Genomic DNA, 21,143 nt, shown 5'->3' on the forward strand with positions numbered 1-21,143 from the left:
GCATAACTTCAGAGGGAAAGGGTGAAGACATGAAAAAAATAATCTTTGCATTGATGGCAAGTGCCATGACGCTTGCCGCCACCCAGAGCGCGATGGCGGCGGATAAATTGACGCTGCAGCTGAAATGGGTGGCCCAGGCTCAGTTCGGCGGCTATTTCGTCGCCAAGGACAAGGGCTTTTACAAGGAAGAAGGTCTCGATGTCGATATCAAGGCTGGCGGCCCTGATATCGCTCCGGAACAGGTGATCGCCGGCGGCGGCGCCGATGTCATCGTCGACTGGATGGGCGGTGCGCTGGTTGCCCGCGAAAAAGGCGTGCCGCTCATCAACATCGCGCAGCCCTTCGAAAAATCCGGTCTGGAGCTGATCTGCCCGAAGGATGGCCCGGTCAAGACGGAGAAGGATTTCAAGGGGCACACCCTCGGCGTCTGGTTCTATGGCAACGAATATCCCTTCTTCGCCTGGATGCACAAACTCGGCCTGAAGACCGACGGCGGCAAGGATGGCGTCAACGTTCTGAAGCAGAGCTTCGATGTGCAGCCGCTCGTCCAGAAGCAGGCCGACTGCATCTCCGTCATGACCTATAACGAGTACTGGCAGGCGATCGATGCCGGCTTCAAGGCCGAGGACCTGACCGTCTTCAACTATACCAAGCTCGGCAACGACCTTCTGGAAGACGGCCTCTACGTCAAGGAAGACAAGCTGAAGGATGCGAAGTTCAAGGCTGATATGGTGAAATTCGTCCGTGCGTCGATGAAGGGCTGGAAGTATGCCGTCGAGCATCCGGACGAAGCCGCCGAAATCGTCATGGACAATGGCGGCCAGGATGAAAACCACCAGAAGCGCATGGCGGGCGAAGTCGCCAAGCTTATCGGCAACGGCAAACTTGATATGAAGACCTATGACCGTACGGCCGAAGCCTTGCTCGACCAGAAGATCATCAACAAGAAGCCATCCGGCGCCTATACGCATGAGATCACGGACGCTGCTCTGAAGTAGGCTGAAGCAATCACAGAGACTAAAACGCGCGAGGTTTGCGGCCTCGCGCGTTTTTTTCATTTTGTAACAGCAGCCACAAAAGGCTGGCTTTCTCGCAGGAATTGCCTGAAAAGCCTTCGCCTATCAATTATTCGAATGCTGACATCACAATGCCGTGATTGCTTCGCATGGTTGTAGACGATAGAAATGCCCGCGAAATCATTTTCTCGTGATCTTGCGAGAATTGAAAACCGCTCCCATCTACAAGGGCGATTTTAGGATGAGGACCTGCAAGGCATGACAGACGGATATTACAGCGCCGCGCGTCAAATATGACGCGCAAAGGTCGCTGTAACACTTTAAATCTGCTGCATAATTTTACCCTTGAATCGATTCGATTTAAGGAATTATGCAGTCATCCGCCGGGGAAGCCGGCTCGCATGCAGTGATCTCCCGTGCTCGCGACGGAAAACCGCGAAATCCCTTTGACCAATGCCGAACTGGAACCGGACGCATGGCCTTCACGCCGTTTAGACTTCTGAGCACGACTGCCATTCTGCTTTCCCTGCTGGCCGCTCCCGCTGCCATGGCAGAGCAGGCTGCCGTCACCACGCCGAAGCAAAATCTGCCCGCAATCGTCATCACCACGGCCGCAATGCGCCACCTGACCGACAAGGTCGTCGCGAACGGCACGGTGAAGGCCGTCGAAGAAGTCTACATCCAGCCGCAGGTGGACGGTCTCTCCATCCGTTCGCTCAATGCAGATGTCGGTGACAAGGTCAGCGCGAACAGCACGCTTGCCACGCTGAACGACGACGCGCTGATCCTGCAGAAGAGCCAGATGCAGGCGACGCGGGCCAAGGGCGAGGCAAGCCTGGCGCAATTGCACGCACAGCTCGCCGAAGCCCGCGCCAATGCCGAAGAGGCCGAATTGCAGCGCGTGCGCGCCGTTGCCATGGGTGCCAAGGGCACCATGTCGACCTCCTCGGTGGAACAGGCCAATGCTTCGGCTGCCGCCAACAAGGCGCGCGTGGTCTCCGCCGAACAGGCGATCGCCGTTGCGGAGGCCGATCTCAAGGTCACGGATAGCCAGATCGCCGATACGGATCTGAAACTTGCCCGCACCGGCATCAAAACCCCGGTGGCAGGCACCGTCGCATCGCGCGATGCCCGTGTCGGGGCTATCGCGAACGGTAACGGCGATCCGCTCTTCACCATCATCCGCGACAGCCAACTCGAGCTGGTGGTCGATGTCTCCGAGACTGATATCACCAAGATCACGATCGGTCAGAAAGCGTCCATCGCGCTCTCCGGCAGCCGCGAGAAGCTTGCCGGAACTGTCCGTCTCGTCGCACCGATCGTTGACCCCGTCACCCGCCTCGGCGCGGTGCATATCACGATCGACGATGGCGAGAAGGCGCGCGCCGGCATGTATGGCAGCGCCGAGATCATCATTCGCCAGGAAGATGGCGTCGCCCTGCCACTGACGGCCGTCAATAGCGAGGAAAACGGCTCGTCCGTCCGCAAGGTCGAGAATGGCGTGGTCAAGTTCGTGACTGTCGAGACAGGCATTCAGGACACCGGCTATGTCGAGATCCTCAAAGGCCTGAAAGCGGGCGATGACGTCGTCGCCAAGGCCGGCGCCTATGTTCGCGATGGCGACCATATCACGCCTGTGCGCGACGCGTCGCAAGCCTCCAACTGAGCGAGAACGGCAAGATGAACTTCTCCGCCTGGTCCATTCGAAATCCAGTCGCCCCGCTCCTGGGCTTCTTCCTGCTGATGGTGATGGGCGCGCACGCCTTCCTCAATCTGCCCATCACCCGCTTCCCGAACATCGACGTGCCGATCGTCAATGTCACCGTGACGCAGAGCGGCGCCTCGCCGGCCGAGCTCGAAATGCAGGTGACGAAGGAGATCGAAGACGCCGTCGCCAGCATCAACGGCATCGACGAAATCCAATCCACCGTCACGGATGGCCAATCGCAGACCGTCGTCGTCTTCCGCCTGGAAGTGCCGACCGAGCAGGCCGTTCAGGATACCAAGGATGCGATCGACCGCATCCGCGGCAATCTGCCGTCGACCATCGACGAGCCGATCGTCTCCAAAGTCGATGTCGTCGGCCAGGCGATCCAGAGCTTTGCCGTGTCCTCGCCGAACATGACGCTCGAGGAGCTGTCCTGGTACGTGGACGATACGGTCAAGCGCGCGCTGCAGGGCAAAGCAGGCATTGGCCGCGTCGACCGCTATGGCGGCGCCGATCGTGAAGTGCGCATCGAGCTCGATCCGAACAAGCTGAACGCCTATGGCATAACAGCGCTTTCGGTGAGCCAGCAGCTTCGCAGCACCAATATCGATCTCGGCTCCGGCCGCGGCCAGGTTGCCGGCAGCGAACAGGCAATCCGCGTGCTCGGCGACGCCCGCAACGTCGCCCAGCTCGCCGATACGACGATCGCTCTGACCAACGGCCGCTTCGTCAAGCTCTCCGATCTCGGCGCCATTAAGGACACCTATCAGGAACCGAAGTCCTTTTCGCGCTTCAACAGCGCCCCTGTCGTCACTTTCGGCGTATTCCGCGCCAAGGGCGCGAGCGAAGTGACGGTCGCCAAGACGGTCGCCGACACGCTCGACAAGGTGCGTGCCGAGAACCCGAACGTCTCGATCGAGATGATCGACGACTCCGTCTACTACACCTATGGCAACTACGAATCGGCGATGCACACGCTGATCGAAGGCGCCATACTGGCCGTCATCGTCGTCTTCCTGTTCCTGCGGAACTGGCGCGCAACGCTGATATCGGCGGTTGCTCTGCCGCTCTCCGCGATCCCGACATTCTGGATCATGAACCAGATCGGCTTCTCGCTGAACCTCGTCAGCTTCCTGGCATTGACGCTGGCGACCGGTATTCTCGTCGATGACGCCATCGTCGAAATCGAGAACATCGCCCGCCACATCAAGATGGGCAAGACGCCTTATCGTGCCGCCATCGATGCCGCAGACGAAATCGGTCTTGCCGTTATCGCGACGACCTTCACCATTATCGCGGTCTTTGTGCCGGTCTCCTTCATGCCGGGCATTCCGGGCCAGTACTTCATTCAGTTCGGTCTGACGGTCGCCTTCTCGGTGTTCTTCTCGCTGCTGGTGGCGCGTCTGATCACGCCGATGATGGCCGCCTATCTGATGCGCGCCGAAGATGGCGTCGACGATCATCACGACAATGACGGCCGCTTCATGCGCGGCTATAGCTGGCTGGTGCGGCTGACGACGAAGAAGTGGTACACGCGTTATCCGACGCTGCTCGCCGCCTTCGCCTTCTCGATCGCATCGGTCTTCGCTCTCATCATGTTCGTTCCCGGCAGCTTCATCCCGCCGGAAGACGCCTCGCGTATCGTTCTGTCAGCGGAACTGCCGCCGAACGCCCGGCTCGATGATACCGAACAGGCGACCAATGAAATTTATCGACGCGTGAAGGGCATCGACGGCGTTGAAAGCGTCTTCGTGCTCGGCGGCGCCTCGCCGAAGGGCGATCTGGAACTGCGCCGCGCCACCGTAACGCTGACGCTCGGCAAGCTCGATCAGTCGCTGGCGAAGAAGCTGGTGAACGACGTCCTGGGCTCGCTCCCTGTCATCGGCCCTCACCTGCCGAAGGTCACCGTCCACGGGCGCGTACGCCCGCAATGGGACATCGAGAAGGAAGTCTTTGCAAAGCTGAGCTCCATTCCCGACGTCCGCATCACCAAGCTGAACGACCGTGGCGATCGCGACCTGACCTATAACTTCCTCTCGCGCAGCGAGAAGGATCTCAACCAGGCCGTCGGCATCCTGGAAGCCAAGCTGCGTACCGATCCGGCGCTCGCCAATGTCAGCGCCGACGGCGCCCTGCCGCGGCCGGAACTGCAGATCTATCCGCGCAAAGACGAGGCCGCGCGCCTCGGCATCACGCCGCAGATGATTTCCGACACGATCCGCGTTGCCACCATCGGCGACATCGACGCTTCGCTCGCGAAGATCTCGCTCGACGACCGCCAGATTCCGATCCGCGTTCAGGCCTCGCTCGGCATGCGCCGAGACCTGGCGGCGATCCGCGCCTTGCGTATTAAGACTGCCACTGGCAACACCGTACCTCTGTCGAGCGTGGCCGACATCGACTATTCCGAAGGCCTGTCGTCCATCAAGCGCAACAATCGCTTCCGCGTGGTCGCCATCGGCGCCGACCTGCCGCAAGGTGTGGCATTGGATACGGCATCCGAGCATTTCCTCGAAATCGTCAACAACGCCAAGATTCCGGCAACCGTGCATCTGGCGGAAAGCGGCGATACCAAGGTCCAGAAGGAAATGCAGCAGAGCTTCGGCAACGCCATGCTGCTCGGCCTCATGCTTGTTCTGACCGTGCTGATCCTGCTGTTCAAGGATGTGATCCAGCCCTTCACCATTCTGCTCTCGCTGCCATTGGCGATCGGCGGCGTGGCACTGGCCTTGATCATGACCGGCAACGCGCTGTCCATGCCCGTCATGATCGGCATTCTGATGCTGATGGGCATTGTGACGAAGAACGCTATTCTGCTGGTCGATTTCGCCATAGAGATGATGCATCAGGGCATGCCGCGGCTGGAAGCGGTGATCGAAGCCGGCCGCAAGCGCGCCCGTCCGATTATCATGACCTCGATCGCCATGTCAGCCGGCATGCTGCCTTCGGCTCTCGGAGTGGGCGAAGGCGGCTCCTTCCGCGCGCCGATGGCGATTGCCGTCATCGGCGGCATCATCGTTTCCACGGTGCTCAGCCTGGTGGTCGTGCCGTCCTTCTTCCTCATCATGGACGACTTGTCCCGTCTGCTAGGCTATCTCTTCGGCAGACTTGTCGGCAGGAAGGATGTGGATGACGAGGTCATCACCAAGGAAGGCTTAGCCGTCGCCGTCAATGAAAACCGCCAGTCGCTTGCCAATCTGGAAGAGCGGCTTGAAACCATCGAGAACAAAGACGGCAGAAGCAGATCCGTGGGTACGAATGTCCTAAAGCTGCCGCCCTTCGCGGCAGAATGAAACAGCCTCGGCGGATATGGAGATAAGGGCGGGGCGGCTCAAAGGCCGCCCTGTTCCTTTAGGAAATCGACGATCTTGCTGACGCCCTCGCCCCGCTTCATGTCGGAAAAGACGAAGGGGCGTGCCTGGCGCATGCGGGTGGCATCGCGATCCATCACCTCGAGATCGACGTCGACGAAGGGCGCCAGATCCTTCTTGTTGATGACCAGAAGGTCGGATTTGGTGATGCCGGGGCCGCCCTTGCGCGGAATCTCCTCTCCCTGACACACCGAGATCACGTAGATGGTGATATCGGCGAGATCGGGCGAAAAGGTTGCCGCCAGATTGTCGCCGCCCGATTCGATGAACACAACATCAAGATCAGGAAGCCGCTCGTTTAGGCCGGCAATGGCCTGCAGATTAATCGTCGCATCCTCGCGGATCGCCGTGTGCGGGCAGCCGCCCGTTTCGACGCCGACGATGCGATCCGAAGGCAGCGCCTGCATCCGCACCAGTGCTTCCGCATCCTCGGTCGTGTAGATGTCGTTGGTAACGACGGCGACGGAATAGTCCTCACGCATCGCCTTGCACAGCTTCTCCGTCAACGCCGTCTTGCCGGAACCGACGGGGCCGCCGATCCCGACGCGCAAGGGTCCATGTCTCGATTTCATACTCGCAACTCCGATAAAGCAAGAGAGCAATTCCGGGAAAAGTGCGTAGCGGTTTTCCCGGAATTGCGTGAAAACAAAGGGATAGCGCGTTTTCGTCCTTCGAAGAAGGGCGGAATGGCGCTAGCATAGCCAAGCGTGCCGCCGTCGCACAGCGGCGAATGACATAGGCGATGTTTCGATTTCAATATTTTCCTGATGACGCCCCTCATGACCGGAAAAGCCGCGTGCTCTGGGTTTCGTGCCGCAGGCTCGCAATATCCGCTTGCACGGTCGCAGCTCCGAGATCGTCAAGGCTGGATTGGGCGGCCCGTCGCGCGACATCCGCAAAGAGACCTTCAAGTCGCGCCAGAATGGCAACGCCGTCTTTCTGGCCGCTGACGCCGAGGCGAATGCCGGCGGATACCATCTGCGAGGCCAGCGCATGCAGGAAGGCGGCAGACGCCTTCTCGGCGGCGATGCCATGCGCACCTGCGACGGCGCCGACAGCAACCGGATAGGCCGTCTTTGCCGGGAGCATGGAAAAGATCGCATGCGGCCAGGCAGCGGCGGCCGAAAGAAAGGCATCTCCCAGCAGCATGGTCTCGTTATGGCGCTCCTTCGAACCGGCCAGTGCCTCGGCAAGCTCCGCAACGGCCGCAAGCCGCGGCCCATCCGCGTCAGCCCGATGCGCCTCGACCAGCAGCACCACATCATTCCACGCGGAACCATGCTCGATGAGTGCAGAAATCCAATGGCTGAGGCCGGAGCTTTCGCGCACCAGGCCGTCATGTACCGCACGCTCCAGGCCGCCGGAATAGGCGAACGATCCTACGGGAAACGCCGGCGACAGCCATGCAATCAGCCGCAGCAGCGCCTGCAGGTCGCCATCGTCTGAAACCGCAGTGTTGGTCATCACGGTTCAATCGTGCGAATGGTGGTGATGATCCTGGCCAGGATGATGGTGGTCGTGGCCATGCGAATGGTTGCCGTGGGAGTGATAGGCGCCGCGTGCCGGCTGGAAAGGCTCGCTGACTTCCGTCACAGTCGCACCCAACCCTTCGAGCATAGCGCGGATCACATGATCGCGCAGGATCAGGATACGCTCTTCCTCGATCTGAGCGGAAAGATGCCGGTTGCCGAGATGCCAGGCAAGTTCGATCAGATGCAGGCGGTCGCGTGGGCGGATTTCGAAAAGCTTTTCGTCTGCGGCGACGATCTCGATCAACTCGCCATCCTCGCGCACGAGCAGATCGCCGCTCGCAAACAGCACCGGCTCCTTGAGGTCGAGCATGACCATCTCGCCATTTTCAAGATGCAGGAGCTTGCGGCGCAGATGCCTGAGATCATGCGTCAGGACGACACGATCGATCGGATTGGAGGAAGGGGTGCCGGCCGGCAGATAGGAAGTGACGCGTAGCATGGCTGTTCCAATTTATACTTTGGCAGACCATGCAAAATTGTCGCCGCCCGCGCAAGCATCAATGACGTGTGGAAGCCTCACATCTGCTGCACATAGCGTTGCAGTTCCCTGACATCCGTCGTTGCCTCCTGCTCCTGCTCGGAGGCGCAACGATTCCAGACCTGCGACAGACGCTCGCGCTCGTGCATGACACGGTTGCGGCCAAGCGTCTTGGCAAGATAAAGCGCCTTATCGGCGGCAGCGTAGACGGCCTCCGTCTTACGATCGCCGCCGATGTCGGCAATCCCAGCGGAAATGGTGATCTTCACCGACCCGCCTTCAATGGCGATCGACTGTTCGGCGATCTGCTCCTTGATCTCCTCAACGCGCGCGATACGCTCGGCCGTATCGCCGCCATGGATGATGACGCCGAACTCCTCACCGCCAAGTCGCGCAATCACGTTTTCTCCAGTGAAGGCATCAGAAAATAGCCGCGACACCGCAACGATCACCGCATCACCGGATGCGTGCCCAAAGCGATCATTGATCGTCTTGAACCGATCGAGATCGAAGATCACCAATGACGCGCCGTCCTTGGCCGTATTCAACACCTCGGTAAAGGCACGGCGATTGAGCAGGCCGGACAGCGTGTCGGTGCGGCTCAACCGCTCGAATTCGGCACGGGAGACCGCGAGCCTGTGAATGGAAAAGCCTACCAGCACCGCAAGCGCGCCGGACACGGTGCCGCCGATGATCCATGCCAACAAAACGCCAAAGCGCATCGCCTCGAAGATCGGCAATGGCAAAAGATCAAGCCATTGCATCACAAAAATCAGCACCAGGATGATGGCAAGCGACATGATGACCGCGACAAAACTCATCTTAAGCGCGAAAATAAAAATCGCACTTCGCTGCTGAAAGTTACCGAGTTCGGCCTGCAGCGAAATCCATTGCTTCATGCGATTCACCTTCCTCAGCCCACTATTTCAATCATGTGAGATAGGGGTGAAGACGCTTTCAGGTCTTTAATGGAATGATTAAAAAGCGGTGTATTTCCCAAGTTGTGAACAGCCGGGAAGCTACATCCAGAAAATCCAGCTTGCCGATAGAAATGCGCAATAGCAGCACAACCACGTCATGTCATTGATATTGCTGCGCCCAGTACGCAGCATATGAAAACCCCGGGAAGCCGGGGCTTTCATATCTGCCAAAGATCGGCGTCCGAAATATCCTCAGAAAAGGAAATAGCGCTGCGCCATCGGCAGCACCGTTGCCGGCTCGCAGGTCAGAAGTTCGCCATCGGCGCGCACTTCATAAGTTTCCGGATCCACCTCGATATGCGGCGTCAGGCTGTTGTGGATCATCGATGCCTTGGAAATGCCACCGCGCGTGTTCCGAACGGGCAGCAGCGTCTTGGCGACACCGAGCTTGGCGGCAAGCCCGGCATCGAACGCTGCTTGGGAAACAAAGGTCACCGACGAATTCGTGCGATTCTTGCCATAAGCGCCGAACATCGGCCGGTAGTGCATCGGCTGCGGCGTCGGAATGGAGGCATTCGGGTCGCCCATGGGTGCTGCGGCGATCGAGCCGCCGATCAACACCATCTCCGGCTTCACGCCGAAGAAAGCCGGGTTCCAGAGTACCAGATCGGCACGCTTGCCGACTTCGATCGAACCGACCTCATGGCTGACGCCATGCGCGATCGCCGGGTTGATCGTATATTTGGCGATGTAGCGCTTCGCGCGGAAATTATCGTTGTCGCCTACCTCCTGTGCCAGGCGGCCGCGCTGGCGCTTCATTTTGTCGGCGGTCTGCCAGGTACGGATCGCCACCTCGCCGACGCGGCCCATAGCCTGGCTGTCGGAGGAGATAATCGAAAAGGCGCCGATGTCGTGCAGAATATCCTCAGCGGCGATGGTCTCCTTGCGGATGCGGCTTTCGGCAAAGGCGATATCCTCCGGGATCGACGGCGACAAGTGATGGCAGACCATCAGCATGTCCAGATGCTCGGCGATCGTATTAACCGTATAGGGCCGCGTCGGGTTGGTCGAGGACGGGATGACGTTCGACTGCCCGCAGATCTTGATGATATCAGGCGCATGGCCGCCGCCCGCGCCTTCCGTGTGGAAGGCGTGAATGGTGCGACCCTTGATGGCACCGATCGTATCCTCCACGAAGCCGCTTTCATTCAATGTATCCGTGTGGATCATCACCTGCACATCATACTCGTCCGCAACGCTGAGGCAGCAATCGATCGCCGCTGGCGTCGTGCCCCAATCCTCATGCAGCTTGAGCGCACAGGCGCCGCCAAGCACCATTTCCTCCAGTGCGGCGGGAACGGAGGCATTGCCCTTGGCGGAGAGACCGATATTCATCGGAAAGGCGTCGAAGGACTCGATCATCCGCGCCAGATGCCACGGTCCCGGCGTGCAGGTCGTTGCCAGCGTTCCATGCGCCGGCCCCGTGCCTCCACCGAGCATGGTGGTGACGCCCGACATCAGGGCTTCCTCGATCTGCTGCGGGCAGATGAAATGAATATGGCTGTCCATGCCGCCGGCGGTGACGATCTTCCCCTCACCGGCAATCGCCTCCGTGCCGGGTCCGACGATGATATTGACATTGGGCTGCATATCCGGATTTCCGGCCTTGCCGATTGCAACAATGCGGCCGTCCTTCAGACCGATATCCGCCTTGACGATTCCCCAATGATCAAGGATGAGCGCATTCGTAATGACTGTATCGACGGCTCCGCCGGCGCGCGTCACCTGGCTCTGTCCCATGCCGTCACGGATGACCTTGCCGCCGCCGAACTTCACCTCCTCGCCATAGGTGGTGAAATCCTTCTCCACTTCGATGAACAATTCGGTGTCTGCCAGACGAACCTTGTCGCCAACAGTCGGTCCGAACATGTTGGCATAGGCGGCACGAGAAATCTTGTAGGGCATGATTCAGTCTCCTTCGGAGGCAGAGATAAGGTTCGTGGCGGCAAGGCGCCTGAGGCGACCGAGGGAAACATAGGCATCCACCAGCTGTTTCTCGGCGGCAAACGGATGTTCCTCCCAGCCTGTGTGGCTGAAACCGGTAATGGCAATATCGTCGTCAGGATGGCGTGACATCACATCGGCGATCACGATCATGCCGCTGCTCGGCACGACGTAGGAGCCGGGATCGTAATCCGCCAACGCCGTATCGACGCCTTCGTGAATGGCTCGGTCGATCACCACATGCTGCTTGCCTGTGGCCTGGCAGAACGCGGTGAACTGATCTGTATAATCATCGCAGAAATCGTCGAGCTCGGGATGCGAGATCGCCAAAGATGCGCGCAGCTCAGAGAATTTGTCTGGATCACGCACGCTCCAGATTTCCGATGCGGCAGCAACAGCAGGGCTCTTGCGCCACTCCGCCGAGCCGAGCATGGCGCGGGCCGGCCGGCCTGTGTTGCAGACAGCGACGACATCGGTTCGCCTGCCACCGGCTCCCATCGATCGGCAATCGTTGAAACGGATCACGAGATCGGCGGCATCGATGACAGCGGCTGCACCGGCCGCAACCTCACCATTGCCGACGATCACCACCTGGTGTCTGGAATTCACTGACCGCCCTCCGGCCCATCAGCGAGATCCTTCAATTCCTTGGTCCGCGTCTTGGTCAGCTCCGCCTTGCAGCCGGAGACGAGCATGGGCTCCATCGAGCCGCCGCGGGCCTCAAACCCTTGTGCCTCACACTGGCCGTCGCGATAATCCACCCAGGCGCGCTGCGCTTTAACCAGTGCCTTTTCAGCGCCCTTCATGTCGTTATCGAGATCCGCATCGATGGCGACCATCGCAGCGCGCGTTTTCTTATATTGCGCATTCAACGCCTTGTCGGCCGTGTCGAACTCGAGAGCCGCGCAAATGTTGAGGTCCGTCTGCGCCTCGGCTTTGGCGCAATCGATCTTCGGCTCGTCCGGATTGTTCTGCGCAAAGGTAGGACCGCAGATCAGGACTGCGGCAAGACCGATAGCGGCGGGCGCAAGCAATTTCATCGACACCCCCGGAAGCTAGAGCTTGCCCATGACCTGCTGACGGAAGCCATAGACTTCGCGTTTGCCCGACAGCGGGATCAGGGTGACCGAGCGTGTCTGCCCCGGCTCGAAGCGCACTGCGGTGCCGGCGGGAATATCGAGCCGCATGCCCCTTGCCTTGTCGCGGTCGAAAGACAGCCCGGCATTGGTCTCGGCGAAATGATAGTGGCTGCCGACCTGAACCGGCCGATCGCCCGTATTGGAAACCTCAAGCGTTGTGGTCGGCGCTCCGACGTTGAGTTCGATGTCGCCGCTTGCGGCAATAATTTCACCTGGAATCATGGTTCTCTCCTCATGCGGCCTGGACGGGCGCACATCCCTCAGCTTTCAGAACACGTTTTGTCGAAGCGGGATATTTGGCGAGCAAGGCCGCCGGGCGGATTGGACGCTGCGCGAAGTCACCGCCGCAGTTCGGGCAGACGCCGCCTAATACGGTATCGACGCACTCAACACAGAAGGTGCACTCGAAGGTGCAGATCATAGCCTCTTGGCTTTCCGGCGGCAGACCCCTGTCGCAGCATTCGCAATTTGGCCTCAGCTCCAGCATGGCAACCTCACCGGATGGGTTCGTGGACCGTGACGAGCTTGGTGCCGTCGGGAAAAGTCGCCTCGACCTGAACGTCATGGATCATCTCGGCAACACCTTCCATCACCTGATCGCGCGTGATGACATGGGCGCCGGTCTCCATCAATTCAGCGACCGGGCGGCCATCGCGTGCGCCTTCGACCACGAAATCGGTAATCAGCGCAATGGCTTCGGGATGATTGAGCTTCACGCCGCGCTCAAGCCGCCGCCTCGCCACCATCGCCGCCATCGAAATCAGCAGCTTGTCTTTTTCTCTCGGAGTGAGGTTCATCGCCTACCTATGTGATTGCTGTTTGCTCAATTTACAGATTCCAGACTTTCGGCACAGGCGCTCCGTCGCGCAAGGCGGAAATGATCGGGATGAGGATTTTTCTGAGCGCGAAGCCATCGGCGGCAACAAGCCGCACGACAAGCTTCTCACCCCAGTGGCTGGCACCCCCCATATGGGTTTCGAGGAGCGGCCTGATCCGGCCGAGATAAGTCGCGGCCAGCGGCCCGACATAAAGCAAGGTCGCAAAGGCGACCTGACCGTCCAGCACAGCCATCTTCGCCGTCAATGCAGCCACATCGCCATCCAAACGCAGCTCCTCGGCATGAACCAGCCATCCGCCGCGGCGGATGCGCCAGCGATCGCGAAACAGTCCCTGCTCCATCGTCTCGCCCATGGCTTTGCGCCCAAGCAGGATCGCCTCCACGGCAAGGAATTCGGCCGCATCGTCAAGCTCGACATTCAACGTCCGCGAAAGCGAGGCGCGGTCGAAGAGGATGGTCTCCTGCGGCAGCCAATCGACCCGGGCGCCACGGCCAACCTTAATGGACGTTTCGACCTCTGCCGTACCGGCCGAAGCCTTGTAGATCTTCTCGCAGGCCTGCGTGGTCACATCGATGCGTGTGCCCGGCGCGGCGAAAATGCTCCAATCCATACGGTCGCCGCCGGTCAGGCCGCCGGCCGTATTGATAATGACGGCCTCCATGGAATGATCGAAAGTTTCCGGCAGCCTGATCTTGGCCGCGCCCTCCTGAAAGAGCTCGGAAAGGCGCGTGCGGCCGCCAAGCGACTTCGCCGCAAGATGGCCGCGACCCCGCGCCCTCTGCGGTCTCGTCCCTGCCACCGTCATTGCCATCAGCCTCTCCACGCATCGCATATGCCAAGTCCGGCCATTGAAGCCCGGCGAGCAATAAACGCAAGCAATTCCTGTGCCTTATTCGACGCCGTGCAATATTGGTCTTATATCAGCCGCATCAGCTGCATTTTTCGTCAAACGCTTAAAAGAAAGGCAAACCTCTGCAACGGATATGTTTGATCCTTGGCGCGGAGACGATGCGCGTCAGTCTGGAGCAGTTCCGGCAAAAGTGCGAAGCGGTTTTGCGTCCGGAACTACATAAAACAAGACGATAGAGCGTTTCCGCGATTCGCAGAAAAGCGAAAATGCTCTAGATCACACGATCCGGTGGCTCGCGCCCGGCAAAGAAGGCGGTGACATTGTCCACCACCTTCATCCCCATGGCGGTGCGCGTTTCTTCCGTGGCGCTGCCGAGATGTGGCAGAAGCACGACGTTGTTCATCGCCCTCAACCGCTCGGGAACATGCGGTTCAGCCTCATAAACGTCGAGGCCCGCGCCGCGGATCGTCCCCCGCTCCAGTGCCGAAATCAGCGCTGCCTCGTCGACGACATCGCCTCTTGCGGTGTTGATCAGGAAGGCCTCTGGTTTCATGACCGCGAAACGGGCCGCATTCATCAGGTGCCGGTTCTCGGCACCGCCTGGACAATGCAGGGAGACGAAATCGGAGACTTCCAGAACATCTTCTACGGTCTGCAACTGGACGGCGCCATAGCGAGCCGCCTCCATGGGATCGATGGCGGAGCGATTGTAGAAGACGACATCCATACCGAAGCCAAAATGGCAGCGCTGCGCGAAGGCACGGCCAATGCGGCCGAAGCCGATAATGCCGACGGTCTTGCCGGTCACTTTGGTGCCGACCAGATGTGTTGGCCGCCATCCGCTCCAGGCGCCGGCCCTGACTTCACGCTCGCCTTCGCCGCCACGGCGCGCAACGGAAAGAAGGAGCAGCATGGCGATATCGGCCGTGCAATCAGTCAGCACGCCGGGCGTGTTGGTGACGACCACGCCCTTCTGTTTTGCCGCGGCAATATCGATATGATTGAAGCCGACGCCGAAATTGCCGAGGATCTTCGTCCTGATCGCCTGACCTTCGAAAAGTGCTGCAGGAAGCTTGTCGGAAACGGTCGGCAGGACTGCATCATAGGCGAGCAGCGCCTCGCGCAGCTGCCCCGCGTCGAGCGCGATGTCATCCTTGTTCAACGTTGCGTCGAAACGCTCGGAAAGCACGGATTCGACCGCGGCCGGCCAGCGTCGGGTCACAAGAATACGGGGTTTGCTCATGCGGTCATCCTCCTGCCGATATCAGGCAGATTTAAAGCAGCCTTGGCTTGAAGAAAATGGCGAACCGATATCGCGAATATGAAAAAGCCCGGCCAGTGGCCGGGCTTCTCAGATCTTGCCTATGCCGGAAAACCGGCTTCACAACGCTTACTTCGAGATTTCGTCGTAGTTGTATTTGCCGTCAGAACCCTTGGACCACTTGTACATGACGTAGTCCGGACGGGTGATGTCGCCCTTGGCGTTGAAGCCCAGATCGCCGATAGCGGTCTTGAACGGACCCTTTGCCTTCAGCGCATCGGCAACAGCCATCGGATCGTTGGACCCAGCAGCCTTAGCGGCGGCAGCGATAACCTGCAGAGCCGAGTAGGAGTAGAGCGTGTAGCCTTCCGGCTCGTAGCCGGCAGCGCGGAACTTGGCGACGAGGTCGGCGGAAGCCGGGTTCTTGCGCGGATCCGGTGCGAAGGTCATCAACGTGCCGTCGACGGCGTCGCCGGCGATCGATGCCAGCTCGTTCGAGACGATACCGTCACCCGACATGAAGTGAGCCTTCACACCCTGGTCGGCCATCTGGCGCATGATGAGGCCAGCTTCCGTGTGCAGACCGCCGTAGTAGACGAAATCGACGCCAGCCTGCTTCATCTTGGCGATCAGGGCCGAGTAGTCCTTGTCGCCGGGAGTGATGCCTTCATAAACAACTTCCGTCACGCCGGCGGCGTTGAGGTTCTTCTTGGTTTCATCGGCCAGACCCTGACCATAAGGGGTCTTGTCGTGAACGACGGCAACCTTGGCGCCCTTGAAGTTGTCGGCGATGTACTTGCCGGCAACTTCACCCTGCTGGTCGTCACGGCCGCAAGTACGGAACGTGTTCCACAGGCCGCGTTCGGTGAACTTCGGGTTCGTCGAAGCGGGAGTGATCTGCAGGATGCCGTTTTCAGCGTAGACTTCCGAAGCCGGAATGGAAACGCCCGAGTTGAAGTGACCGACGACGAACTTCACACCGTCAGCAACAAACTTGTTGGCGACCGAAACGCCCTGCTTGGCGTCGGAGACGTCGTCGCCGAGTTCGATCTTGATCTTTTCCCCGTTGATGCCGCCTGCAGCATTGATGTCGGCTGCCGCCTGTTCCGCACCCTTCTGAAGCTGCGCGCCAAACGCAGCATTCGGGCCCGTCAACGGACCGCCAACGCCAACAATGATATCGGCCTTCGCAGCGCCGCCGAAAGCGATCATCGCCGACAAAGCCACCGCCGACAGAAGATACTTCTTCATATTATTACTCCCAATTTTTAAGCGGGTTCCGTTTAATCTGCCCTGCGCGATACCCACCAATCACCACGCCGGTAACGCTTGCATTTCGAACTCTGGAAGCATGACCCTGCCCGTTCCCGTCTGTTTTTATGGGGCTGGATGACGCTCTTGGTTGTACGCAGACTGTGCCTAGTTTAGGCCCAGTGTCAATTCTTCTTCTTCCAAGAAAAGGCCGAGGTCTTTTCATAAAGCCAGTAGTAGTTATTCACCATCTGATCGGTACGGCGATACCGGTATCCCGCGGTCGCAAATACGAGCAGAAGCACGACGTCGATGATGTAGATGGTGACGTCGAATACCGGGCCGTTGAACAGCGCATGGTGCAGAAACTGCAGCCCAAGGCCGATCAGAAAGCTGTAGACGACGACAATCGGATATGTTTCCCAGCCGGAAGCGACGGCGCGTCCTGCGCGCCACGCGGTCCAAAAACCCAGGATGACGATAACGGCACGAATGACCATGCGGCCGCCGGTATCGCTGTCGAAGAGAAGTCCCTGCATCTCAAATTCTCCGCGAAACGAAACTCAATGATGTCCGCCTTCGAGATAGGCGGCGCGCACTTCCGGATTGGCGAGCAGTTCCTTGCCCGAACCGCTCATTGTCACCCGGCCGTTGACCATCACATAAGCGCGGTCGGAAAGCTTCAGCGCCGCAAAGGCATTTTGCTCGACGAGGAATACGGTGAGCCCCTGGCTCTTGTTCAGAACCTTGATCGCCTCGAAGATGCCCTTCACGATCAGCGGTGCCAAGCCAAGCGACGGCTCGTCCAGGAGCAGCAGCTTTGGGCGCGCCATCAGTGCACGGCCGATCGATAGCATCTGCTGCTCGCCGCCGGAAAGCGTGCCGCCGCGCTGCGACTGACGCTCCTTCAGGCGCGGGAAGAGCGTGAAGATCTTCTCGACGTCCTCGTTGAAGTATTTGAGCTTATCGAGGCTCGCGCCCATCTGCAGGTTTTCGTAGACGGTCATGCGCGGAAAGATGCGCCGCCCCTCCGGCGATTGCGCGATGCGAAGCCGCGCAATCTCGTGCGTCGGCATGCGCGTAATATCCTGGCCGTCGAAAGTGACCGATCCGGTACGAGCTTGAGGGCTGCCGCAGATCGTCATCATCAGCGTCGACTTGCCGGCGCCGTTGGCGCCGATCAGGCTGACGATCTCGCCACTGTTGACTTCGATGTCGACACCGGCAAGGGCGCGGATATTGCCGTAATAGGTTTCCACGCCCGCAACTTTGAGAAGTGGCTGCCCCGTCATCAATGTTCACCTTCCTGGAGGTGTTCGACTTCGGCAATCACCTCTTCCACTTCCTCATCCTCAACGCCCAGATAGGCAGCGATCACGCGAGGATCGTTCTTCACCTCATCCGGCGTACCGTCGGCAATCTTCTGCCCATATTCGAGGACGATGACATGGTCGGAAATTTCCATGACCACCGACATATCGTGCTCGATCAGCAGGATAGACGTGCCGGTATCCTTGCGGATACTGCGCAGGAATTCGTTGAGAACCAGGGATTCGCGAGGGTTGAGACCGGCAGCCGGCTCGTCCAGGCAAAGCAGCTCCGGCCCCGTGCACATTGCGCGAGCGATTTCCAGGCGACGTTGCGCGCCGTAGGGAAGATCGCCGGCCGGATCGTCAGCGCGATCGATGAGATCGGCCTTCTCGAGCCAGAAACGCGCAAGTTCGATCGCATTCTTTGCCTCGGAACGGTACGGACCGATGCCGAGCAGCCCGAGGATCGTATAGCCGGAGGCGCGCATCAGCTTGTTGTGCTGCGCCACCAGCAGGTTTTCCAGCACGGTGAGGCCCGAAAACAGGCGGATATTCTGGAAGGTGCGCGCCACCTTGGCTTCACGCGTGATCCGGAAATCCGGAAGCCGTTCCAGGAGATATTCCTTACCGGTCTTCTGATGCAGGCTGATCATACCCATCGTCGGCTTGTAGAAGCCGGTGATGCAATTGAACACCGTTGTCTTACCGGCGCCGTTCGGGCCGATCAGGGCGGTGATGTCGCCGCGCTTTGCCTCGAAGGAGAAGTCGTTGATCGCCATCAGGCCGCCGAACTTCATCGACAGATGATCGACCTTCAGCAGAACGTCATTGGAGTTTGCGGTCACAGCGTTCATCAGCCGTGGCCCTCCTTGGTAAAGCTGCCGGAGACCGCTTTTCGCTCCTTGAGGAAGGCGGTCGGCTCACGCGTACCGACAAAGCCGCGCGGCTTGAAGATCATGACAACCACCATGGCCAGGCCGAAGATCAGCATGCGGTAGAGTTCCGGGGTGAAATCCGGGCCGAAGCCGGGAATAATTGTCGTGTCGCCCCAAACCAGGCCGGTCTTCAGGAAGCCCATATTACGCAGCGCTTCGGTGCCGCCGATCATGGCGATCGCCGCAATAGCGATGCCCTTCAGGGACCCCATGCCGCCAAGGACCACAATCGCCAGAATGATTGCGGATTCCAGGAAGACGAAGGATTCCGGCGAGACGAAGCCCTGACGCGCCGCGAAGAAAGAGCCGGCAAAGCCGCCGAACATGGCGCCGGTGGCAAAAGCCGTCAACTTCGTCGTCACCGTATTGATTCCGAGCGAGCGGCAGGCGATTTCATCCTCGCGCAACGCTTCCCATGCACGCCCGATCGGCATGCGGCGCAGCCGGATGGTGACATAAGCTGTCAGCATGCAGAGCAGCAGGATCACGTAGAACAGGAAGATCTTGTACCATGCCGACGAGATCGGCAGACCGAAACTACGGACGAAATTGTGCGGATCCTTGGTATCGAAGGTATAAAGACCAAAGAGCGATGCCTTGGTGATATTGGAGATGCCGAAGCTTCCCTGCGTCACATCGGTCCAGTTGGTCAGTACGATGCGGATGATTTCCCCGAAAGCGAGCGTCACGATCGCCAGGTAGTCACCCCTGAGGCGCAGCACCGGAAAGCCCAGGATCATCCCCCAAAGTGCGGCAAGAATGCCCGAAAGCGGCAGCAGCAGCCAGAAGGACAGGCCGAAATGCGTCGACAACAGTGCATAGGAGTAAGCACCGACCGCATAGAAGGCGACATATCCGAGGTCAAGCAAGCCCGCGAGGCCAACGACGATATTCAGGCCCCAGGCAAGCATCACGTAGATGAGGATCTGGATGCCGAAATTGTCGACATAGGTCAGCGATCCCTGTGGACCGAGTATCGCAACGGCCGCCAGCGGATAGATGAGCAGCAGCAGGAGCCCGATCGTGTTGAAATGCCTGGCGGCGAAACTTTGTTCGCCCTCAACCCTCACGATCTTGGCCTTGGCGGCCTTTCTCGCCGCCAGATAAGGCTGGACGAAGACCGTCATGATGAAACGGCCGACGGTAGCGATCGCAACGATGGTCGCAAGAAGACCCCAGCGCTGCACGATGATCAGCTTATTGTCAATATTCTGATCGGTCTTGAGACCGATATAGAGGACGAACATGCCGAAGGATATGACCGCGGTCCAGAGGGCGTCCGTAATCCCCTTCTGGACAAGGCCGGGTGCGGCCTTGCCTGCAACGAAGTTTGAATTTGCCATGGCGTTATACCTTTTCGACTTCCGGCCGGCCGAGAATACCCGTCGGCTTGAAGATCAGCACGTAGGCCAGGATACCGTATGTCGCGACATCCTTATACGCGATGGGAAAATTGCCCGACCAGAACGACTCGATGAAACCGATCATCAGACCGCCGAGAACAGCGCCCGGCAGCGAGCCGATGCCACCCAGAACCGCCGCCGTGAAGGCTTTGACACCCGGCACGAAACCATCCGTGAAGTTCGCAACGCCATAATACATCAGATACATCGTACCGGCGACGGCAGCGAGCGCCGCACCCATGATGAAGGTGATGGAAATGGTCCGGTCGACATTGATGCCGAGCAGCGCCGCCATCTTGCGGTCCTGCTCGGTCGCGCGCTGAGCACGCCCGAGCGCCGTCTTGTTGACGATGTACCAGAATGCGGCGAGCAGCACGACGGTGATGATGAAGATGATGATCTGCTTCAGGGACAGCGAGATCCCGCCGAAATTGTAGACATCGCCCACGAGCGTCGGGATCGGCTTGTTGCGCGGGCCCTGTGCGACCTGGATGAAGTTCGAGAGAACGATCGACATACCGATTGCCGTGATCAGCGGCGCGAGCCGGAACGACCCGCGCAGCGGCCGATAGGCAACGCGCTCGATCACCCAGTTCCAAAGGCTCGTCATCAGCATGGCGACGATCAACATCACCAAAAGCAGGATGGCAACCGGCAGGCCGGCAAAGAGCGAAATCAGAACGAGATAGGTGATAAGAGCGGCGAAGCCGCCAAGCATGAAAACATCACCGTGGGCAAAATTGATCATGCCGATGATGCCGTAGACCATGGTGTAACCAATGGCGATCAGGCCGTAGATCGACCCGAGAGTCAGCCCGTTTAAGAGCTGCTGGATAAAATAATCCATATGTCATTTCCCCTGGATGCGGCGTCATACGATCGCATCTCTTATTACTTTTTTAGGTTCCTTCTGGAGGCCTATGGCCGCGATTCCATACTGGTTTCGAAAGAAATGTGAAGCCAAAAAGGCGAGAAATTGACAAATTCTTTTCAAATCGCGGTGCGCTGATGCGAATTCGACCAAAAATGACACGAAAGCGGCAGTCCATGGCTCAAAATTAGCCAAAGCCGCCTCCTGCCGCTCCCAAATTGAAAAGCTCTCGTCAGCGGCAGGTCGTGCGTGATC

Annotated in this window: 21 protein-coding genes; 3 read left to right on the top strand and 18 right to left on the bottom strand. The window is 59.3% G+C overall.

The window, feature by feature from the left end:
• Positions 1-29: 29 nt before the first annotated feature.
• The 3 genes from FHX05_RS05690 (at position 30) to FHX05_RS05700 (ending at position 6,017) form a co-directional block, all read left to right on the top strand.
• Positions 30-998 (top strand): ABC transporter substrate-binding protein, encoded by a 969-nt coding sequence (locus tag FHX05_RS05690; protein WP_112604507.1) that lies wholly within the window; start codon positions 30-32, stop codon positions 996-998.
• Between the two features lie 493 nt (positions 999-1,491).
• Entirely contained in the window at positions 1,492-2,682 is a 1,191-nt protein-coding gene (locus FHX05_RS05695; RefSeq protein ID WP_183870918.1) for an efflux RND transporter periplasmic adaptor subunit, read from the top strand.
• 14 nt (positions 2,683-2,696) lie between these two features.
• Positions 2,697-6,017, top strand: coding sequence for an efflux RND transporter permease subunit (locus FHX05_RS05700; RefSeq protein WP_183870919.1), 3,321 nt, complete (start codon positions 2,697-2,699; stop codon positions 6,015-6,017).
• 38 nt (positions 6,018-6,055) lie between these two features.
• Here the strand turns inward: FHX05_RS05700 and ureG are convergent, their stop codons facing one another.
• The 18 genes from ureG to FHX05_RS05790 all read right to left on the bottom strand — a co-directional run bounded on the left by ureG (position 6,056) and on the right by FHX05_RS05790 (position 20,864).
• On the bottom strand, positions 6,056-6,667 hold the full coding sequence (gene ureG / locus FHX05_RS05705) for an urease accessory protein UreG (protein ID WP_015340830.1): 612 nt from the start codon (positions 6,665-6,667) through the stop codon (positions 6,056-6,058).
• Between the two features lie 205 nt (positions 6,668-6,872).
• A complete protein-coding gene (locus FHX05_RS05710) occupies positions 6,873-7,559 on the bottom strand; it encodes an urease accessory protein UreF (protein ID WP_183871192.1) in 687 nt (228 codons plus the stop codon).
• Between the two features lie 6 nt (positions 7,560-7,565).
• The gene (gene ureE / locus FHX05_RS05715; RefSeq protein ID WP_183870920.1) at positions 7,566-8,066 is read right to left on the bottom strand and encodes an urease accessory protein UreE; all 501 of its coding nucleotides are present in this window, start codon (positions 8,064-8,066) and stop codon (positions 7,566-7,568) included.
• Between the two features lie 77 nt (positions 8,067-8,143).
• Positions 8,144-9,004: a GGDEF domain-containing protein gene (locus tag FHX05_RS05720; protein WP_183870921.1), complete on the bottom strand. Its 861-nt coding sequence runs from the start codon at positions 9,002-9,004 to the stop codon at positions 8,144-8,146.
• Between the two features lie 273 nt (positions 9,005-9,277).
• On the bottom strand, positions 9,278-10,990 hold the full coding sequence (gene ureC / locus FHX05_RS05725; RefSeq protein ID WP_112604490.1) for an urease subunit alpha: 1,713 nt from the start codon (positions 10,988-10,990) through the stop codon (positions 9,278-9,280).
• Positions 10,991-10,993: 3 nt separating this feature from the next.
• On the bottom strand, positions 10,994-11,617 hold the full coding sequence (locus tag FHX05_RS05730) for a Urease operon accessory protein (RefSeq protein WP_183871193.1): 624 nt from the start codon (positions 11,615-11,617) through the stop codon (positions 10,994-10,996).
• 17 nt (positions 11,618-11,634) lie between these two features.
• Positions 11,635-12,069: a lysozyme inhibitor LprI family protein gene (locus FHX05_RS05735; RefSeq protein WP_183870922.1), complete on the bottom strand. Its 435-nt coding sequence runs from the start codon at positions 12,067-12,069 to the stop codon at positions 11,635-11,637.
• 15 nt (positions 12,070-12,084) lie between these two features.
• The gene (locus FHX05_RS05740) at positions 12,085-12,390 is read right to left on the bottom strand and encodes an urease subunit beta (protein WP_112334914.1); all 306 of its coding nucleotides are present in this window, start codon (positions 12,388-12,390) and stop codon (positions 12,085-12,087) included.
• A 10-nt stretch (positions 12,391-12,400) separates the two neighbouring features.
• A complete protein-coding gene (locus tag FHX05_RS05745; protein WP_183870923.1) occupies positions 12,401-12,655 on the bottom strand; it encodes a DUF1272 domain-containing protein in 255 nt (84 codons plus the stop codon).
• A 7-nt stretch (positions 12,656-12,662) separates the two neighbouring features.
• Entirely contained in the window at positions 12,663-12,965 is a 303-nt protein-coding gene (locus FHX05_RS05750) for an urease subunit gamma (protein ID WP_015340839.1), read from the bottom strand.
• A 31-nt stretch (positions 12,966-12,996) separates the two neighbouring features.
• Entirely contained in the window at positions 12,997-13,818 is an 822-nt protein-coding gene (locus FHX05_RS05755) for an urease accessory protein UreD (protein WP_183870924.1), read from the bottom strand.
• A gap of 310 nt (positions 13,819-14,128) precedes the next feature.
• Positions 14,129-15,100, bottom strand: a complete 972-nt coding sequence (locus tag FHX05_RS05760; RefSeq protein WP_183870925.1) for a D-glycerate dehydrogenase — start codon at positions 15,098-15,100, stop codon at positions 14,129-14,131.
• A 147-nt stretch (positions 15,101-15,247) separates the two neighbouring features.
• Positions 15,248-16,369: a branched-chain amino acid ABC transporter substrate-binding protein gene (locus FHX05_RS05765; RefSeq protein WP_015340842.1), complete on the bottom strand. Its 1,122-nt coding sequence runs from the start codon at positions 16,367-16,369 to the stop codon at positions 15,248-15,250.
• A gap of 185 nt (positions 16,370-16,554) precedes the next feature.
• Entirely contained in the window at positions 16,555-16,908 is a 354-nt protein-coding gene (locus tag FHX05_RS05770) for a DUF6867 family protein (RefSeq protein WP_112334918.1), read from the bottom strand.
• A gap of 24 nt (positions 16,909-16,932) precedes the next feature.
• Entirely contained in the window at positions 16,933-17,661 is a 729-nt protein-coding gene (locus tag FHX05_RS05775) for an ABC transporter ATP-binding protein (protein WP_112334919.1), read from the bottom strand.
• The gene (locus FHX05_RS05780; protein WP_112334920.1) at positions 17,661-18,533 is read right to left on the bottom strand and encodes an ABC transporter ATP-binding protein; all 873 of its coding nucleotides are present in this window, start codon (positions 18,531-18,533) and stop codon (positions 17,661-17,663) included. Before FHX05_RS05780 ends, FHX05_RS05775 begins: the two co-directional genes overlap by 1 nt.
• Positions 18,533-19,957: a high-affinity branched-chain amino acid ABC transporter permease LivM gene (gene livM, locus FHX05_RS05785; protein ID WP_183870926.1), complete on the bottom strand. Its 1,425-nt coding sequence runs from the start codon at positions 19,955-19,957 to the stop codon at positions 18,533-18,535. The genes FHX05_RS05780 and livM overlap by 1 nt, the downstream gene beginning before the upstream one ends.
• 4 nt (positions 19,958-19,961) lie before the next feature.
• Positions 19,962-20,864 (bottom strand): branched-chain amino acid ABC transporter permease, encoded by a 903-nt coding sequence (locus tag FHX05_RS05790; RefSeq protein WP_112334922.1) that lies wholly within the window; start codon positions 20,862-20,864, stop codon positions 19,962-19,964.
• Between the last annotated feature and the right edge of the window lie 279 nt (positions 20,865-21,143).

The organism is Rhizobium sp. BK491, assembly GCF_014194925.1.
Lineage (GTDB): Bacteria > Pseudomonadota > Alphaproteobacteria > Rhizobiales > Rhizobiaceae > Rhizobium.

Bases quoted from the DNA above. Each gene is read 5' to 3' on its own strand.
- FHX05_RS05690 (WP_112604507.1), top strand. From the start codon at position 30: ATGAAAAAAATAATCTTTGCATTGATGGCAAGTGCCATGACGCTTGCC.
- FHX05_RS05695 (WP_183870918.1), top strand. From the start codon at position 1,492: ATGGCCTTCACGCCGTTTAGACTTCTGAGCACGACTGCCATTCTGCTT.
- FHX05_RS05700 (WP_183870919.1), top strand. From the start codon at position 2,697: ATGAACTTCTCCGCCTGGTCCATTCGAAATCCAGTCGCCCCGCTCCTG.
- ureG (WP_015340830.1), bottom strand. From the start codon at position 6,667: ATGAAATCGAGACATGGACCCTTGCGCGTCGGGATCGGCGGCCCCGTC.
- FHX05_RS05710 (WP_183871192.1), bottom strand. From the start codon at position 7,559: ATGACCAACACTGCGGTTTCAGACGATGGCGACCTGCAGGCGCTGCTG.
- ureE (WP_183870920.1), bottom strand. From the start codon at position 8,066: ATGCTACGCGTCACTTCCTATCTGCCGGCCGGCACCCCTTCCTCCAAT.
- FHX05_RS05720 (WP_183870921.1), bottom strand. From the start codon at position 9,004: ATGAAGCAATGGATTTCGCTGCAGGCCGAACTCGGTAACTTTCAGCAG.
- ureC (WP_112604490.1), bottom strand. From the start codon at position 10,990: ATGCCCTACAAGATTTCTCGTGCCGCCTATGCCAACATGTTCGGACCG.
- FHX05_RS05735 (WP_183870922.1), bottom strand. From the start codon at position 12,069: ATGAAATTGCTTGCGCCCGCCGCTATCGGTCTTGCCGCAGTCCTGATC.
- FHX05_RS05740 (WP_112334914.1), bottom strand. From the start codon at position 12,390: ATGATTCCAGGTGAAATTATTGCCGCAAGCGGCGACATCGAACTCAAC.
- FHX05_RS05745 (WP_183870923.1), bottom strand. From the start codon at position 12,655: ATGCTGGAGCTGAGGCCAAATTGCGAATGCTGCGACAGGGGTCTGCCG.
- FHX05_RS05750 (WP_015340839.1), bottom strand. From the start codon at position 12,965: ATGAACCTCACTCCGAGAGAAAAAGACAAGCTGCTGATTTCGATGGCG.
- FHX05_RS05755 (WP_183870924.1), bottom strand. From the start codon at position 13,818: ATGGCAATGACGGTGGCAGGGACGAGACCGCAGAGGGCGCGGGGTCGC.
- FHX05_RS05760 (WP_183870925.1), bottom strand. From the start codon at position 15,100: ATGAGCAAACCCCGTATTCTTGTGACCCGACGCTGGCCGGCCGCGGTC.
- FHX05_RS05765 (WP_015340842.1), bottom strand. From the start codon at position 16,369: ATGAAGAAGTATCTTCTGTCGGCGGTGGCTTTGTCGGCGATGATCGCT.
- FHX05_RS05770 (WP_112334918.1), bottom strand. From the start codon at position 16,908: ATGCAGGGACTTCTCTTCGACAGCGATACCGGCGGCCGCATGGTCATT.
- FHX05_RS05775 (WP_112334919.1), bottom strand. From the start codon at position 17,661: ATGACGGGGCAGCCACTTCTCAAAGTTGCGGGCGTGGAAACCTATTAC.
- FHX05_RS05780 (WP_112334920.1), bottom strand. From the start codon at position 18,533: ATGAACGCTGTGACCGCAAACTCCAATGACGTTCTGCTGAAGGTCGAT.
- livM (WP_183870926.1), bottom strand. From the start codon at position 19,957: ATGGCAAATTCAAACTTCGTTGCAGGCAAGGCCGCACCCGGCCTTGTC.
- FHX05_RS05790 (WP_112334922.1), bottom strand. From the start codon at position 20,864: ATGGATTATTTTATCCAGCAGCTCTTAAACGGGCTGACTCTCGGGTCG.